This window comes from Sphingobium sp. V4, assembly GCF_029590555.1.
Classification (GTDB): Bacteria; Pseudomonadota; Alphaproteobacteria; order Sphingomonadales; family Sphingomonadaceae; genus Sphingobium.
The window spans coordinates 2,913,514-2,927,743 of record NZ_CP081001.1; the positions used below are offsets into that span (position 1 = coordinate 2,913,514).

Annotated in this window: 11 protein-coding genes and 1 pseudogene; 5 read left to right on the forward strand and 7 right to left on the reverse strand. The window is 66.5% G+C overall.

Translation table 11 applies throughout. From position 1 onward, the window contains the following. Positions 1-111 precede the first annotated feature (111 nt). Both ruvB and ruvA read right to left on the reverse strand, forming a co-directional pair. The gene (gene ruvB / locus K3M67_RS14505) at positions 112-1,131 is read right to left on the reverse strand and encodes a Holliday junction branch migration DNA helicase RuvB (RefSeq protein ID WP_066865853.1); all 1,020 of its coding nucleotides are present in this window, start codon (positions 1,129-1,131) and stop codon (positions 112-114) included. Beyond that, the gene (gene ruvA, locus K3M67_RS14510) at positions 1,128-1,736 is read right to left on the reverse strand and encodes a Holliday junction branch migration protein RuvA (protein ID WP_066865856.1); all 609 of its coding nucleotides are present in this window, start codon (positions 1,734-1,736) and stop codon (positions 1,128-1,130) included. Before ruvA ends, ruvB begins: the two co-directional genes overlap by 4 nt. 143 nt (positions 1,737-1,879) lie before the next feature. Here ruvA and K3M67_RS14515 point away from each other — a divergent pair, with 143 nt between their 5' ends. Next, the gene (locus K3M67_RS14515) at positions 1,880-2,455 is read left to right on the forward strand and encodes a peptidase S14 (RefSeq protein WP_285832948.1); all 576 of its coding nucleotides are present in this window, start codon (positions 1,880-1,882) and stop codon (positions 2,453-2,455) included. 132 nt (positions 2,456-2,587) lie between these two features. Next, the gene (locus K3M67_RS14520; RefSeq protein ID WP_285831830.1) at positions 2,588-3,220 is read left to right on the forward strand and encodes a DUF1345 domain-containing protein; all 633 of its coding nucleotides are present in this window, start codon (positions 2,588-2,590) and stop codon (positions 3,218-3,220) included. On the opposite strand, the gene K3M67_RS14525 is transcribed toward K3M67_RS14520, so the two are convergent. After that, positions 3,209-3,490: a hypothetical protein gene (locus K3M67_RS14525; protein WP_285831831.1), complete on the reverse strand. Its 282-nt coding sequence runs from the start codon at positions 3,488-3,490 to the stop codon at positions 3,209-3,211. The genes K3M67_RS14520 and K3M67_RS14525 overlap by 12 nt on opposite strands. Positions 3,491-3,624: 134 nt before the next feature. Between K3M67_RS14525 and K3M67_RS14530 the strand changes: the two genes are divergently transcribed. Then, positions 3,625-4,917 (forward strand): methyltransferase family protein, encoded by a 1,293-nt coding sequence (locus K3M67_RS14530; protein ID WP_066865862.1) that lies wholly within the window; start codon positions 3,625-3,627, stop codon positions 4,915-4,917. A gap of 133 nt (positions 4,918-5,050) precedes the next feature. On the opposite strand, the pseudogene K3M67_RS14535 reads toward K3M67_RS14530, so the two are convergent. Together K3M67_RS14535 and K3M67_RS14540 are read right to left on the reverse strand one after the other, a co-directional pair. Further along, positions 5,051-6,294 (reverse strand): annotated as a pseudogene (locus K3M67_RS14535) (glutamate--cysteine ligase). A 98-nt stretch (positions 6,295-6,392) separates the two neighbouring features. Then, complete coding sequence (locus tag K3M67_RS14540) at positions 6,393-7,139, reverse strand: 16S rRNA (uracil(1498)-N(3))-methyltransferase (RefSeq protein WP_285831832.1); 747 nt, start codon at positions 7,137-7,139, stop codon at positions 6,393-6,395. An 83-nt stretch (positions 7,140-7,222) separates the two neighbouring features. On the opposite strand from K3M67_RS14540, the gene ubiA reads away from it, so the two are divergent. Continuing rightward, on the forward strand, positions 7,223-8,128 hold the full coding sequence (ubiA, locus tag K3M67_RS14545) for a 4-hydroxybenzoate octaprenyltransferase (RefSeq protein ID WP_066865872.1): 906 nt from the start codon (positions 7,223-7,225) through the stop codon (positions 8,126-8,128). Then, positions 8,125-9,579 carry a phospholipase D-like domain-containing protein gene (locus K3M67_RS14550; protein ID WP_285831833.1) on the forward strand — a complete coding sequence of 485 codons (1,455 nt, stop codon included), beginning with the start codon at positions 8,125-8,127 and terminating at the stop codon, positions 9,577-9,579. Before ubiA ends, K3M67_RS14550 begins: the two co-directional genes overlap by 4 nt. A 6-nt stretch (positions 9,580-9,585) precedes the next feature. Here K3M67_RS14550 and K3M67_RS14555 read toward each other — a convergent pair whose 3' ends face one another. Together K3M67_RS14555 and smc are read right to left on the reverse strand one after the other, a co-directional pair. After that, a complete protein-coding gene (locus K3M67_RS14555; RefSeq protein WP_285831834.1) occupies positions 9,586-10,695 on the reverse strand; it encodes a pyridoxal phosphate-dependent aminotransferase in 1,110 nt (369 codons plus the stop codon). Between the two features lie 77 nt (positions 10,696-10,772). Further along, positions 10,773-14,216 carry a chromosome segregation protein SMC gene (smc, locus tag K3M67_RS14560; protein WP_285831835.1) on the reverse strand — a complete coding sequence of 1,148 codons (3,444 nt, stop codon included), beginning with the start codon at positions 14,214-14,216 and terminating at the stop codon, positions 10,773-10,775. Positions 14,217-14,230 lie beyond the last annotated feature (14 nt).

Below are 14,230 nucleotides of genomic sequence, written 5' to 3' on the forward strand. Positions count from 1 at the left end.
CGTAAGGCAAGGCTATAACCATGCCTCGCCGTAACGGCCATGCTTTTCCAAGGTTTCGCTCTGGCGTTTCGCGATTTCCGGGGCGTCGATTTCATCCGACCGCAAATCGCCTCAGTCGAAAAGTCCGTCCTGTGACCCTGCGGGCGGATTGAGGCCCAGATGCTTCCAGCCCGGCCCGTTGAGGCATCGCCCCCGGGCCGTGCGGGCGATGAGGCCAAGCTGGATGAGATAAGGCTCGATCACCTCCTCGATCGTGTCGCGCGCCTCGGAAAGGCCCGCCGCGAGGGTTTCGACGCCGACCGGGCCACCACGATAGATGTCGGCAATCATCATCAGGTACCGCCGGTCCATCAGGTCGAGGCCGAGCTGGTCGACCTCGAGCCGGCGGAGCGAGGCGTCGGCGACCTTCGCGTCGACAGCAGGCGCACCGGCGACATTGGCGAAATCGCGCACCCGGCGCAGCAGCCGCCCGGCGATGCGCGGGGTGCCCCGCGATCGGCGGGCAATCTCTATCGCGCCGTCCGGGGTGATCGCCAGGTCGAGCAGCCGCGCGGCGCGGCGCACGACCAGTTCCAGTTCCTCGACCGTATAGAATTGCAGCCGCACGGGAATTCCGAAGCGGTCGCGCAGTGGCGTGGTGAGCAGCCCCTGACGCGTCGTCGCGCCGACGAGGGTGAAGCGCGGCAGATCGATGCGGACAGAACGGGCGGACGGCCCCTCGCCGATCATCAGGTCGAGCGCGCGGTCCTCCATCGCCGGGTAGAGGACTTCCTCGACCGCCGGATTGAGGCGATGGATTTCGTCCACGAACAGGACATCGCCCTCATCCAGGTTGGTGAGCAAAGCGGCCAGATCGCCCGACTTGGCGATAACCGGGCCGGAGGTCGCGCGAAAGCCTACGCCCATTTCCTTGGCGACGATCTGCGCCAGCGTGGTCTTGCCCAGGCCCGGCGGCCCGAAGAAGAGCACATGGTCCAGCGCATCGCCCCGCGACTTGGCCGCCTGGATGAAGATGCGCAGATTTTCACGCGCCGCCTGCTGGCCGACGAACTCGTCCAGCGATTTCGGACGCAACGCGGCATCGACATCCTCGGGACGGCGCGCGGGGGTGAGGAGGCGGTCGTCGGTCACTTCGCCGCCTTCCGCAGCGCCAGGCGCACCAGCGCGTCAAGGCTGGCGGTGTCGCCCAGTTCCTCTTCGGCGGCTGCGACGGCAGTGCTGGCTTCGTGCGGCTTGAAGCCCAGATTCTGGAGCGCGGACAGGGCGTCGGCGGCGAAACCGCCGGTCGGCACCGCCACTGGCCCGCCCATGCCCGCCGGGCCACCAGCAGGAGCCGCGCCGATCTTGTCCTTCAATTCATTGACGATGCGCTGGGCGAGTTTTGGGCCGACGCCGTTCGCCCGCGCGATCATCGCCTTGTCCCCCATCGCCACGGCGCGGTGCAGGTCGTGCGGTTCGAGGGCGGAGAGGATGGCCAGCGCGACGCGCGATCCCACGCCCTGGACATGGGTGAGCAGCCGATACCAGTCGCGCTCCTCGGCGCGGGCAAAGCCGACAAGGCGGATCGCATCGTCGGACACCAGCATTTCGGTGTGGATCGTCACCGCTTCGCCCACTGGCCCCAGCGCCGCGAGAGTCCGCGACGATGCGCCGACCAGATAGCCCACGCCGCCGACATCGATGATGGCGTGGTCGATACCGGTGCTGTCCAGCAAGCCCTTCAGTTTCGCGATCATCTGCCTTGCCCTTCGGCGCGCTGCCCTTTGGTCATGATCTGTTCTTTACAGCCTGTTGCGCCGCGCGCCAGTGGGAAAGCACGGCACCTTTTGTCCGCCCATGCGTAGTGCAGCGCGACCTTCCCGAACATGAGGATGACCGGATGCTGATGACCGCGCCGTTGCTTGGCCCCAAGGATTTCGAATTTCCCTCGATCATGCTGTCGGGAATCGTCGACCATGGCATGTACCTGCATTTCAAGAATTGCCTGTCCACCGCGCCGCAGCAGGGGCTGGTCGTGGTCGAAATCTCCACTCTGGGCGGCGACCCGGAAATCGCCCGGCTGATGGGCGAGGACATCCGCTTCCATTCCGAACTCTATCCCGAGCGGCGGCTGGTATTCATGGGCCGCACGGCGGTCTATTCGGCGGGGGCGACCTTCATGAGCTTCTTCGCGACCGAGAATCGCTATTTGACGCGCGGCACGCGGCTGATGATCCATGAACGGATCATCACCAAGTCGATCCAGCTGGCCGGGCCGCTTTCCACCTGCATTGCGACGCTGAAGGCGACGCTCAACGAGATCGAATCATCCATCGCCATCCAGAATGAGGGATTCCAGAACCTGATCCTGGGATCGCAGGTGACGATGGAGCAACTGTTGGAAAAGGCGCCGGAAAACTGGTATCTGGAGGCGAATGAAGCGCAGGTGCTGGGGCTGATCGCCGGCGTGCTGTGACGGAATGATCGCTTCGTCATCGCGAGTACCTCGAAGCAATCCATGTTGCGACGATGGATTGGTTCGCGGCGCTCGCAACCACAGGTTAATTTGCCTCTTGCCACAGGCTTCCCTCTCGCTTTGATATCCGCCATGCGATCCCGGCCCCTCTTTCCCTGGCGTTACGGTATGTTCCTGGCGCTGCTTGCGCTCGCGGCGCCGCTTGCGGTGCTGCTGCCCTGGCATGAGGCGGTGATGGCCGGGTTCGATCTGGCTGCGATCGCCTTCATGGCTTCGGTCGCGCCGCTCATTGATGCCGCCCCCGATACGATGCGTCGCAATGCGCAAGCAAACGACGCCAATCGCGGCCTGATGCTGCTGCTGACCGGAATCGTCAGTCTGGTAATCCTGGTGGCGGTGGGGGTCGCGATCAGCCAGCATGGCGGACCGGACGGAGCGATGATCGCGCTTTTGCTGGCTACGCTGCTGATCGCCTGGGTTTTCTCGAACCTCGTCTATGCCATGCATTATGCCCATATCTTCTACCTGCCCGATGGCCTCGGGAAGGATCGGGGCGGCCTGGATTTTCCGGCGACGAATGAACCGGGCTACTGGGATTTCCTCTATTTCGCCTTCACCCTGGGCATGACCTTCCAGACGTCGGACGTCTCAGTGACGACGAGCGCGATGCGCCGGACGGTGCTGTTCCAGTGCCTGGCGGCGTTCCTCTTCAACATCGGCATCCTCGCCTTCACCATCAACGTGTTGGGCGGGTCAGGCAGCTGATTCCCAACGCGTCTCAGGTAGCGGTTCATCGTCCGCCATCGCGCGGATCGAACGCCACCACTCGTCTACCGGCGGGCAAAAGGGAGTGACGTGGCCGGACCGGGGACGGGCGAACCAGCTTTTCCCGCTGCGATAGTAGATCCAGCGGGAGTCGCAGTGGAGCGGTACCTGTTCAAAGGAAGGCGGTTCCTTCGGCGGATCATCGATCTGCCGCAAATGCCCCGGAACGGCGCGGACGCTTCCGTCGGGAAATCGCACGGCGATCGACATGATGCTCTCCTCATTTTTTTGCCCGCTCTCTCGCCATAACGATCTGATATTCTTTCGGTTCATGGGCAGTATGGGGATTTGCGACGAAATGCCTTCATGGCTTGATTACCATTTTCCGCTAGAGGCCGAGCGTCATGAGCAAGGCCGATCCCTGTCCCAAATCCTCGGTGAGCCATGGCGTCGGCATCGCCGGCCTGGTTGGGCTGGGCGTCTGGACGCTGATAGCGCGTCATTATGGGATGAACGGTCCCCACGCAGGACTTGCCGCCGTGGTCGCGTGCGGGTTGCCCATGGTGCTCTGGTCGCTGATCGTAGACAAGGTGCATCGCAATGCATCGACGGGGATCGACTGGGAAGCCGCGCCCCGCCCGGTCCGGCAAATGCTGGATATCAGCATCATCAAGATCGCCGGACTATGGGCGACATGGCTGGCCATCGCCATCTTCTACTGCATCGCCCGCTGGTACTGGAGCGGCAATTACCGCTTTTCCATGGACTTGTTCATCAATGCGGCGCCCTGGCTGCTGGTGTTTTCCATCCCCTATGTCGTCTGGATCGACCGGCGCCTGATCGAGCCAAGGGATGCCTCCTACAGTTTCGGACAATGGGTGATCGGCGGCGCGGCCGGCAAACCCGACATGGAGCAGGTGGCGCATCATGCTCGCGCCTGGGCGGTGAAGGGATTTTTCCTCGCCTTCATGATCTCGATCGTGCCGGGCAATTTCACCAACGTTGTGAACTGGCGGATCGAGGATAGCTTCGCCAACCCCGTGGCGCTGGCAGGGTTCCTGATCGCGGCCATGTTCATGATCGACGTCTGTCTGGCGACGGTCGGTTACATCCTGACATTCAAACCTCTGGATTCCCATATCCGCACCGCCAATCCCTATCTGGGCGGCTGGCTGGCGGCGCTGATCTGCTACCCGCCCTTCGTGCTGATGGGCGGCGGCGGGCCGCTCGACTATCATGCCGGTGGGGCGGAATGGGATTATTGGACGCAGGGCGCGCTGCAATGGCTATTGGGCGGCTGGCTTGTGCTGCTGACCGCCATCTATGCCTGGGCGACGGTGGCGTTCGGCCTGCGCTTTTCCAACCTGACCCATCGGGGCATCCTGACCCATGGTCCTTACCGCTGGACGCGGCACCCGGCCTATCTGTCGAAGAATCTCTTCTGGTGGTTTTCGGCGCTGCCTTTCCTGACGGTCAGCGGGTCGATGACCGACATGGTCCGCAACTGCGCGATGCTGGCGCTAACCAACGCGGTCTATTATTGGCGCGCCAGGACCGAAGAACAGCATCTGTCGGCCGATCCCGACTATCGCGCCTATAGCGACTGGATGGAGCGTAACGCACCGGTCCCGCGCTTCTTCGCCTGGATGACGGGCAGGAAGCGCGAGACGGCGGTGGTGGCCCAGCCGGCGGAGTAGACGCTAGAAGCTCTCTTCCGCATAAATGCGGCTGAGATCCCCCTGCCATTCGCCATGATAGCGGTCGAGCAGCCGCTCCGCATGGGTCTTGCCCGAGGCGATCACCTCGTCGAGCGCCGAGAGATAGCCGGTCTCATTGTCGCCTGAGGCGTTTGAGACGCCCGCGGGCGGCGAGGCCCGATCGGGCGATATCCACCACTTCCCCCGCAATATCGCGCAGCTTGCGCCCGCCGCCGACCGGCGCGTCGAGGCCCAGTTTCGGCACGGAATCGCGCAGGACCTGCCGTTCCTCCATGCTCCAGTCCTTGACCATGTCCCAAGCCGCGTCGAGCGCGCCCTGATCGTAGAGCAGACCGACCCACAAGGCCGGCAGCGCACAGATGCGGCTCCAGGGGCCACCATCGGCGCCGCGCATTTCCAGAAAGCTCTTCATTCGCACTTCGGGAAAGGCGGTGGAAAGATGATCCTCCCAATCCTTCTCGGTCGGCTTTTCGCCGGGTAGGACGGCCAGCTTGCCGGCAAGGAAGTCGCGGAAGCTGTGGCCCGCCGCATCGATATATTTGCCGTCGCGGTAGACGAAATACATCGGCACATCGAGCGCATAGTCGGCATAGCGCTCATAGCCGAAGCCGTCCTCGAACACGAAGGGCAGCATTCCGGTGCGGTGCGGATCGGTGTCCGACCAGATATGGCTGCGGTAGGAGAGATAGCCGTTGGGCTTGCCGTCGGTGAAGGGCGAGTTGGCGAAGAGTGCGGTGGCGAGCGGCTGGAGCGCGAGGCTGACCCGGAATTTCTGCGCCATGTCTGCTTCACTGCCATAGTCCAGGTTGGTCTGGATCGTGCAGGTGCGCAGCATCATGTCCAGGCCCATCGATCCCACGCGGGGCATGTGCCGCAACATGATATCGTAGCGACCCTTGGGCATGATCGGCAATTCTTCGCGGTTCTTGTCGGGCCACATGCCCAGGCCAGGAAGCCCAGTCCCAGCATGTCGCCCACATATTTCACCTGCTCCAGATGCCGGCCGGTTTCGGCGCAGGTCTGGTGGAGATTTTCCAACGGCGCGCCCGACAGTTCGAGTTGGCCTGCGGGTTCCAGGCTGACCGTGCCGTCGCTGCCGGAGAGGGCGATGATATTCTCGCCCTCGAACACCGGGCTCCAGCCATAGCGCGTGAGGCCGATCAGCAACGTATGGATGCCGCCCATCTCCTCATAGGAAGGGGCGTGATGATCCTTGCGGCTGTAGACGAATTTTTCATGCTCGGTGCCGATGCGCCAGCGATCCTTGGGCTTCTCGCCCTTGGAAAAGGCCGCGATCAGCTGGTCGCGGCTTTCGATGACGGGATCATGTCCCCCGGAGTCGGTTCTGGTGCTCATGCCCGCCCTTAGTGCTTCCCCTCTGCGCGTCAAACAAGAGCGCGCGGCGCACAGATAAGTTGCGCCTATCCGTTGCGCAATAACATAGCGAAATGAAACTAGTCCCAATCGCCATTAATCGCCATCCAGGCGGCCGTGGCGGCGATTGCCGCCGTCTCTGCCCGCAGGATACGGGGGCCAAGCGATACTGGCACGGCGCCCGGCGTGGCGCGGATCGCCTCCCGCTCGGCGGGATCGAATCCCCCCTCCGGTCCGACCAGGAAGGCGGCGGGGCCGATATGGGCGCGCAGGCTTTCGGCCAGCGGTTCGCCGCCCGTTTCGTCGGCGAAAAAGAGATGGCGATCGGCGGACCAGCCTTTGAGCAACGCATCGAGCTTCACCATATTGGCGAGGTCGGGCAATGCTGTGCGGCCGCATTGCTCTGCCGCTTCGACCAGATGGGCATGGAGCCGGTCGAGATTGAGCTTGTCCACCACGGCGCGGCGGGTGAGCACCGGCTGGAGCCGGGCGACGCCCAGTTCGCACGCTTTTTCCGCGATCAGGTCGATCCGTCCTTTCTTGATCGGCGCGCAGCAGAGCCAGAAATCAGGGACGATTTCGGGTGGCCTGGTCTGGCTGATGCACTCCAGCACCAAATCCCGTTTACGAATGTCGCGGGCACGTGCCGCCCATTCGCCGGACCGGCCGTCGAACAGGAGCACGATGTCGTCGGGCTTCACTCGCATGACGCTGATCAGATAATGGGCCGGGTTGCCGTCGACCGGCACGGCGACCCCCTCGCCGAGCTGGGTTTCGACATGGAGGCGCGGGGCGCTTTGCGGCGGCCAGGCTGGGGTTGCGGTCATGATCTCTCTTGGCTTGTCGGATGCCCATTCTTCCCTAAAGAGAAGAATGGGGCTTCGACAAGCTCAGCCCGAACGGAGTCGTAGTGAATCAGACGATCGTCCCCGACAGCGAAGCGCGCGGCCTGCTGGCGCGGCTGCCGGAAACCCCGCGCACGCTGGCGCAGCTGGCGCGGTTCGACCGGCCGATCGGGTGGTGGCTGCTCTTCTGGCCCGGCGCCTGGGCCGTGGCGCTCGCGGGCGGCGGATTCGCCCGCTGGCCGCTGGTCGCCTGGTTGCTGCTGGGCAGCATCGCGATGCGCGGCGCGGGTTGCGTGTTCAACGACATCGTCGACCGCGATCTCGACCGCAAGGTGGCGCGTACCGCCGCCCGGCCGCTGGCGAGTGGGGCGATGTCGGTAAAGACCGCCTGGGCCTGGCTCATCGGCCTGTGTCTCATCGGCCTGATCGTTTTGCTCCAACTCCACCTCTACGCGCAGATCGTGGCGCTGGGCAGTCTTGCGCTGGTCGCGGCCTATCCCTTCATGAAGCGGATCACCGGCTGGCCGCAGCTCTGGCTGGGCCTGGTCTTTTCCTGGGCGGCGCTGGTGGGATGGAGCGAGGTCGTCGGCGCACTCACCCTGCCTGGCTTGCTGCTCTACGGCGGAACTATTTTCTGGGTCGTGGGCTATGACACCATCTATGCGCTGCAGGACCGGGAGGATGATGCGCTGATCGGGATCGGTTCGAGCGCATTGTCGATGGGGCGGCATGTCCGGGCGGGCGTGACTTTCTGCTACGCGCTGGCCCTGACCCTTTGGGCCTGTGCGATCTGGCAGGTGCGCGCCGACGCGCTGGCGCTTGCGGCGCTGCTGCCGATGGCGGCGCATCTGTCGTGGCAGGTGGCGACCCTCAAGCAGGATGGCGTCGATCCGCTGGCCAAATTCCGGTCCAACCGTTTTTCCGGCTTCCTGATGTTCCTAGGTTGCCTGGTGGTGGGGAGCGCCGCATGACGCCGCAGCCCGGCGAGGACTGCTGGCGCATCGCGCGCGCCGACAAGGCCAGCGTCATCATCGACGCCGACGCCTATTTCCGTCATGCCCGCGCGGCGATGATGAAGGCCAGGCGCCGCATCATGCTGATAGGCTGGGATTTCGACGCCGCAATCAGCCTGATCCGCGAGGATGAGGCGGAGGATGACGCGCCGCTGGTCATCGGCGACTTCATCAGCTGGCTCGTCGATCAGACGCCTGAGCTGGAGATTTTCCTGCTGCGCTGGGATGTCGGCGCGATGAAGTCGATGGCGCGGCCGAGCAATCTCTACACCACGCTCAAATGGATGGCGCATCCGCGCGTCACGGTGAAGCTGGACAGTCATCATCCGCCGGCCGCATCGCACCACCAGAAGATCGTTGTGATCGACGATTGCTTCGCTTTCTGCGGCGGCATCGACATGACCGGCGATCGTTGGGACACGCGCCATCATCGCGACGAAGATCCGGGTCGTCGTCACCCGGACGGGTCGCCCTACGGCCCCTGGCATGATGCGACCACGGCGCTGAAGGGGCCGGTGGCGGCCGCGCTGGGCGATCATGCGCGGGCGCGATGGAAGGGGGCGGGTGGCGATGCGCTGGAGCCAGTCGAAGGCAGCCATGACTGCTGGCCGGACCGGCTGCCGGTGCAATTCGAGCAGGTCGATGTCGCCATCGCCCGGACCGCGCCGAAGATGGACGACCAGGAAGAACTGACCGAGATCGAGCGGCTATATCTGAACCAGATCGCGGCGGCGCGGCGGCATATCTATGCCGAGAGCCAATATTTCGCCTCGCGTCGGATTGCCGAGGCGATCGCGAAGCGACTGGTGGAAGCCGACCCCCCCGAAATCGTCATCGTCAATCCGGAGCAGGCCGATGGCTGGCTGGAGCAGCAGGCGATGGACACGGCCCGCGCCCGGCTGTTCGAGGCGTTGAAGGCGCGCGACGCGCACGGGCGCTTCCGCATCTATCACCCGTTCACCCAGCGTGGCGCCCCCATCTACGTCCATGCCAAGATATTGATCGTGGACGACCGGCTGATCCGCGTCGGATCGTCCAACATGAACAATCGATCGATGCGGCTGGACACCGAATGCGACATCTCCATCGACACCGCGCTGCCGGCCAATGACGGACGGCAGGCGACGATATTGCGGATTCGCGACGAGTTGATCGCCGAACATCTCGACCTGCCGGTGGAGCGGGTGGCGACGGTGATCGCCGAGCGCGGCCTGATCGCGGCGATCGAGGAGTTGCGACAGAAGCCGGGACGGACCTTGCGCCCCTATGTGACCCCGGACCTGAACGAGGTGCAGGCCTGGCTCGCGGACCATGAGGTGCTGGACCCCGAAGGTCCGGAGGAGATGTTCGAGGCGGTCAGCGAACGTGGCCTCTTCCGCCGGATGCGTGGCTGGTTCGGCCGGGGGTAACGGTCGCTACAGAGCTTCGAGCGCCTCGGCGATCCGGCCGACCGCAACATCGAACCCGTCCACCTGCTGGGCGAAACCCATTCGCATATGGGCGGGATGGCCGAAACAGTCGCCGGGCGCGAGCAGCACGCCCTGCGCCGCGAGCGCCTGGCAGAAGGGGCGGCTGTCACGGCCGTCGCTGAGCCAGGGGAAGGCGGTGGTGCCGCCGTTAGGGCGCACCCAGGCGAGTCGGCCGTCGGATTGCGCCACCAGCGCGTCCAGCATCGCCATATTGCGCTGGGCCACCACACTTAGCCGAGGGAGGATGGCGTCGCAGTGGCGCAGAGCCTGTGTCGCCAGTCGTTCGAGCAGGGGCGACGCGCTGATGGTGAAATAGCTGCGCGCATCCACGATGCGGGCGCGCCGATCTGCGTCCACGTCGATCAGCCAGCCCATGCGCAGCCCTGGAAGCGACAGCGACTTGGACAGGTCGCTGGTGACGATGACATTGGCGATACCGGCTGCGGACCGCTGGGGCGCGGCGAAATAGAGCGGATGATAGACTTCATCCACCAGCAGCGGGACGCCGCGCTCCGCGAGGGCTGCGGCAAGGGCTTCGATGTCGGGGCGGGGCATGACCGTGCCGGTCGGATTATGGGGGGTGTTGAGGATGACCAGGCTGGTGTCGGCATCGACCTGCGCCAGGATCGCATCCGCGCGCTGGGCGAAGCCGTCCTCGCGGTCCAGTCGATAGGTGCGGGCCGCCAGGCCCCAGGCTCGGCTCACGGCCGCATAGGCGGGATAGCCGGGATCGGGCAGGACGATGTTCGCGCCCGGTCGCGCGCACAGGCAGAAGAGGATCGAGAGTGCCTCCGACGCGCCGGTGGTGGCGATGACCGCGTCTGGATCAGCGCCATGGAAGGCGGCGATGGCCTCGCGCAACTGCCGGCTTCCCTCCGGCGGGGCATAGCTCAGGACTACATCGTCAATCGCCAGCGGGGCGTCGCCCAGCGCGCAGAGGTCGGCCACGCTCCAGCGCGGGCCGGTGCTCGATGCCAGATTATAGGCGATGGGCGGGGTCGCGAAATCATAGGCCGATAGCCAGTGATCGAGCGCGAAGGGAGGCAGATCTACCATGGTCGCTCCTTGTCGTTGGCGCGCGATGCTGGGATGCGAACCGGGCGGGAACAAGGACCGACCGGGGCGGAGTGGCCTTATTCCGCCGCCAGCAGGGCTTCGGCACCATGAAGATTGACCGAAACGAGACGGCTGACGCCGCGTTCGACCATGGTGACCCCGAACAGGCGGTGCATCCGCGCCATGCTGACGGCATTATGGGTGACGATCAGGTAGCGCGTGTCGGTCTGCGCCACCATGGCGTCGAGCAGATCGCAGAAACGCTCGACATTGGCGTCGTCGAGCGGCGCGTCGACTTCGTCCAGCACGCAGATTGGGGCGGGGTTGGTCAGGAACAGGCCGAAGATGAGCGCGACGGCGGTCAGCGCCTGCTCGCCGCCCGAGAGCAAAGTGAGCGCGGCCAGCTTCTTGCCCGGCGGCTGGGCCATGATTTCGAGGCCGGCCTCCAGGGGATCGTCGCTGTCGATCAGTTCCAGATGCGCCTGGCCGCCGTTGAACAAGGTGGTGAAGAGGCGGCGGAAATGGCCGTCCACTGCTTCGAACGCGGCGAGCAGGCGCTGGCGCCCTTCGCGGTTGAGGCTGCCGATCGAGCCGCGCAGCCGGTGGATCGCCTGGGTCAGTTCCTCGCTTTCGGCGCGCATGGTCGCCTGGGTGGCTTCCAGCTCCTCCAGTTCCTGCGCGGCGACGAGATTGACCGGACCGATCCGTTCACGATCAGCCACGAAACGGTCATGTTCGGCCTGCTCAGTCTGGGCCGGCCGCACGTCGGCGCTGGCGAATCCCAGTTTTTCGGGCAGGACCGGGGGCGGACATTCGAAGCGCTCGCCCGACAGCCGGTTGGTCTCTATGCGGCGTTCGTCGGCAGCCTCGGCGCGGGCGACGGCGGTGGCGCGGGATTCGCGCGCGGCCGCGAGGGTCTCGCCCGCCTCGGCGGCGCGCGCTTCGGCGGCGCGCAACTCGGCTTCGGCGTCCTGCTCGGCGCGGCGGGCCTGATCGGCGGCGTCGGTCAGGGCCGAGCCCTGGTCGCTGAGGGCGGCGATGGCCTGCGCCAGCCGATCGGGCTGGATCTCGATCGTCGCGCGCTCGGTCGCGATCTCGTCGGCGCGGGCGACCATGGCGGCGATGCGCTTGGCCGCTTCGCCGGCGCGCGCGCGCCAGCCCTTGATCTCGGCATCGGCGGCGGCCTGCCGCTCGCGGTCGCTGCCAAGCGCGCGGTCGGCGAGCGCCTGGTCGGCCTGAAGCTGACTGACGGCAGTGCGGGCCTTCTCGCTCGCCTGGACAAGGGTCGCGACGAGCGCGCGCGTTTCGGCGCCGTCGGGCACGGCGGCGCGCGCTACCTTGGCCTTTTCATGCTCGACCTGCGCGCCATCCCGGTCTTGCCGGGCGGCCGCAAGCCGTTCCTCGATCACGTCGCGCCGGCCGGCAAGCCGTTCGAGCGCGGTAGTTGCCTCGTCAGCGGCGCGCAGGGCGGTGCGGAGCCGTTGTTCAGCCTGCGAGAGGGCGGTGCGGCCTGCGGCCAGCGCCTGCGCGGCGGCCTGTTCACGTACCTTGGCTTGTTCCTGTGCGGTGGCGGCCTGTTCGACTTCGGCCTGCGCGGCGGGGCGGGTGGCGGCGATCGCATCCAGCCGGTTGAGGCGGATCAGCCGTTCCGCCGCCGCCGCGCCGCCTTCGAGTGCGACATAGCCGTCCCAGCGGCGGAGCTGGCCGTCGAGGGTGACGAGTCGCTGGCCGACGGCGAGCGGATGGCCCCCGTCGCTTTCGGCCACCGCAATCTGCGCCAGGCGGCGGGCCAGTTCGGGTGGGGCGGAGACATGGCTGGCCAGAGATGTAGTGCCAGTAGGCAGGGCGGGATCAGCCGGCAATGCCTCCGCGCCGGCCCAGCGGCGCTTGCCCTCGGTTCCGACGGGCGCTTCCAGATCGTCGCCCAGGGCGGCGGCGAGCGCGCGTTCATAGCCAGGGGCGGCCTTCAGCCGGTCGAGCGCGCGGGCCTTGCCGGCTGCGCCGCTCTCCACGGCGCGCTTGAGGGCGGCCGATTCACTGTCGAGCGCGGCGAGCGCGGCGCGGGCGGAGGCGAGTGTCGCTTCGGCGGCCGCCCGCGCGTCCGCTGCCCCCTGGCGATCGGCATCGGCGCACTGGATCGCAGCGTCGGCAGCATCGCGATCCACCTTCGCCCGTTCCTGATCGGCGAGGGCGGCGGTCCGCTGCGCCTCCAGCGGGGCGGCATCGGGCAGGCCGGCCGCTTCGGCGGCGAGCCGCGCGACGTCCCGTTCGGCCCGGTCTAGATGCCCGCGCGCGGCGGTGAGAGCCGCATCGGAGACCCGCAGTTCGGCCTGTTCGGCCGCCTGCTTCGCCATGGCCTTCGCCAGTGCCAGTTCGGCGTCGCGCGCGCCATCTTCGGCGGCGGAAATGCGGGCGGCGAAATCGGGGCGCAGCCTTTCAGTCTCGGCGATGCGCGCCTTGAGCGTGGCGATCTCGGCGGTCAGCCGGGCGATGGCGTCCGCCGCGTCGTTGGCCAGCGTGCCTTCGCGCGCCCGGTCCTCCTCCAGCCGGCTTACCTGCTGGGCCAGGTCGGCGAGGCGGCGGACGACCGAATCCCGCTCCGTGCGCAGCGCGGCGAGGCGGTGGCCGGCCTCATTGGCGGCGTCGCGGGCGTTCTGGGCGGCGGCGCGCCTGTCGGCCAGGGTTGCGACTGCGGCCTGGGCATAGGCGGCGGCGGCCATCTGTCCTTCCTGCGCGGCGGCTACGGCGGCGTCGGCCTGCTTCGCTTCGGCGCGGGCGGCCTCGGCGCTGGCGTTCGCCTCGCGCCAGCGGGCGAAGAGTGTGCGGCCTTCGGCCACGCGAATCTGTTCGGACAGGCGGATATAGCGTTCCGCCGCCTTGGCCTGGCGGCGCAGGCTGTTGGCGCGTGCGTCCATGTCGAGCAGGATCTCGTCGAGCCGAGCGAGATTGGCCTCGGCCGCACGCAGCTTCTGCTCGGCATCCTTGCGCCGGACATGCAGGCCGGCGATGCCCGCTGCTTCCTCCAGCATCGCGCGACGTTCCTGCGGGCGGGCGGCGATGACGGCGGCGATGCGGCCCTGGCTGACCAGCGCCGGGCTGTGCGGGCCGGTGGCGGCGTCGGCGAAGATCAGCGCGACATCCTTGGCGCGCACGTCCCTGCCATTGGCACGGTAGGCGCTGCCCGCACCGCGCTCGATCCGGCGGGTGACTTCCAGTTCGCCGTCCGCGCCGACATCGACGGCGGAGAAGAGTTCGCCCTGTTCCTGGACGGTGAGCAGCGACACTTCGGCGAAATCGCGCTGCGGACGGGTGGCCGTGCCGGCGAAGATCACATCCTCCATGCCCGCGCCGCGCATGGATTTGGCGCTGGATTCGCCCATGACCCAGCGGATGGCTTCCAGCAGGTTGGATTTGCCGCAACCGTTGGGACCGACGATGCCGGTCAGGCCCGGTTCGATCCGCAGCTCCGTCCCATCGACGAAACTCTTGAAGCCGGAGAGCTTGAGACGTTTTATCTGCATGGGGTCGGACCGGG

Excerpts from the sequence above, each read along its gene's own strand:
- K3M67_RS14550 (WP_285831833.1), top strand. The coding sequence starts at position 8,125 with ATGACGCCGCAGCCCGGCGAGGACTGCTGGCGCATCGCGCGCGCCGAC.
- K3M67_RS14525 (WP_285831831.1), bottom strand. The coding sequence starts at position 3,490 with ATGTCGATCGCCGTGCGATTTCCCGACGGAAGCGTCCGCGCCGTTCCG.
- K3M67_RS14530 (WP_066865862.1), top strand. The coding sequence starts at position 3,625 with ATGAGCAAGGCCGATCCCTGTCCCAAATCCTCGGTGAGCCATGGCGTC.
- K3M67_RS14515 (WP_285832948.1), top strand. The coding sequence starts at position 1,880 with ATGCTGATGACCGCGCCGTTGCTTGGCCCCAAGGATTTCGAATTTCCC.
- K3M67_RS14540 (WP_285831832.1), bottom strand. The coding sequence starts at position 7,139 with ATGACCGCAACCCCAGCCTGGCCGCCGCAAAGCGCCCCGCGCCTCCAT.
- ruvA (WP_066865856.1), bottom strand. The coding sequence starts at position 1,736 with ATGATCGCGAAACTGAAGGGCTTGCTGGACAGCACCGGTATCGACCAC.
- smc (WP_285831835.1), bottom strand. The coding sequence starts at position 14,216 with ATGCAGATAAAACGTCTCAAGCTCTCCGGCTTCAAGAGTTTCGTCGAT.
- K3M67_RS14520 (WP_285831830.1), top strand. The coding sequence starts at position 2,588 with ATGCGATCCCGGCCCCTCTTTCCCTGGCGTTACGGTATGTTCCTGGCG.
- K3M67_RS14555 (WP_285831834.1), bottom strand. The coding sequence starts at position 10,695 with ATGGTAGATCTGCCTCCCTTCGCGCTCGATCACTGGCTATCGGCCTAT.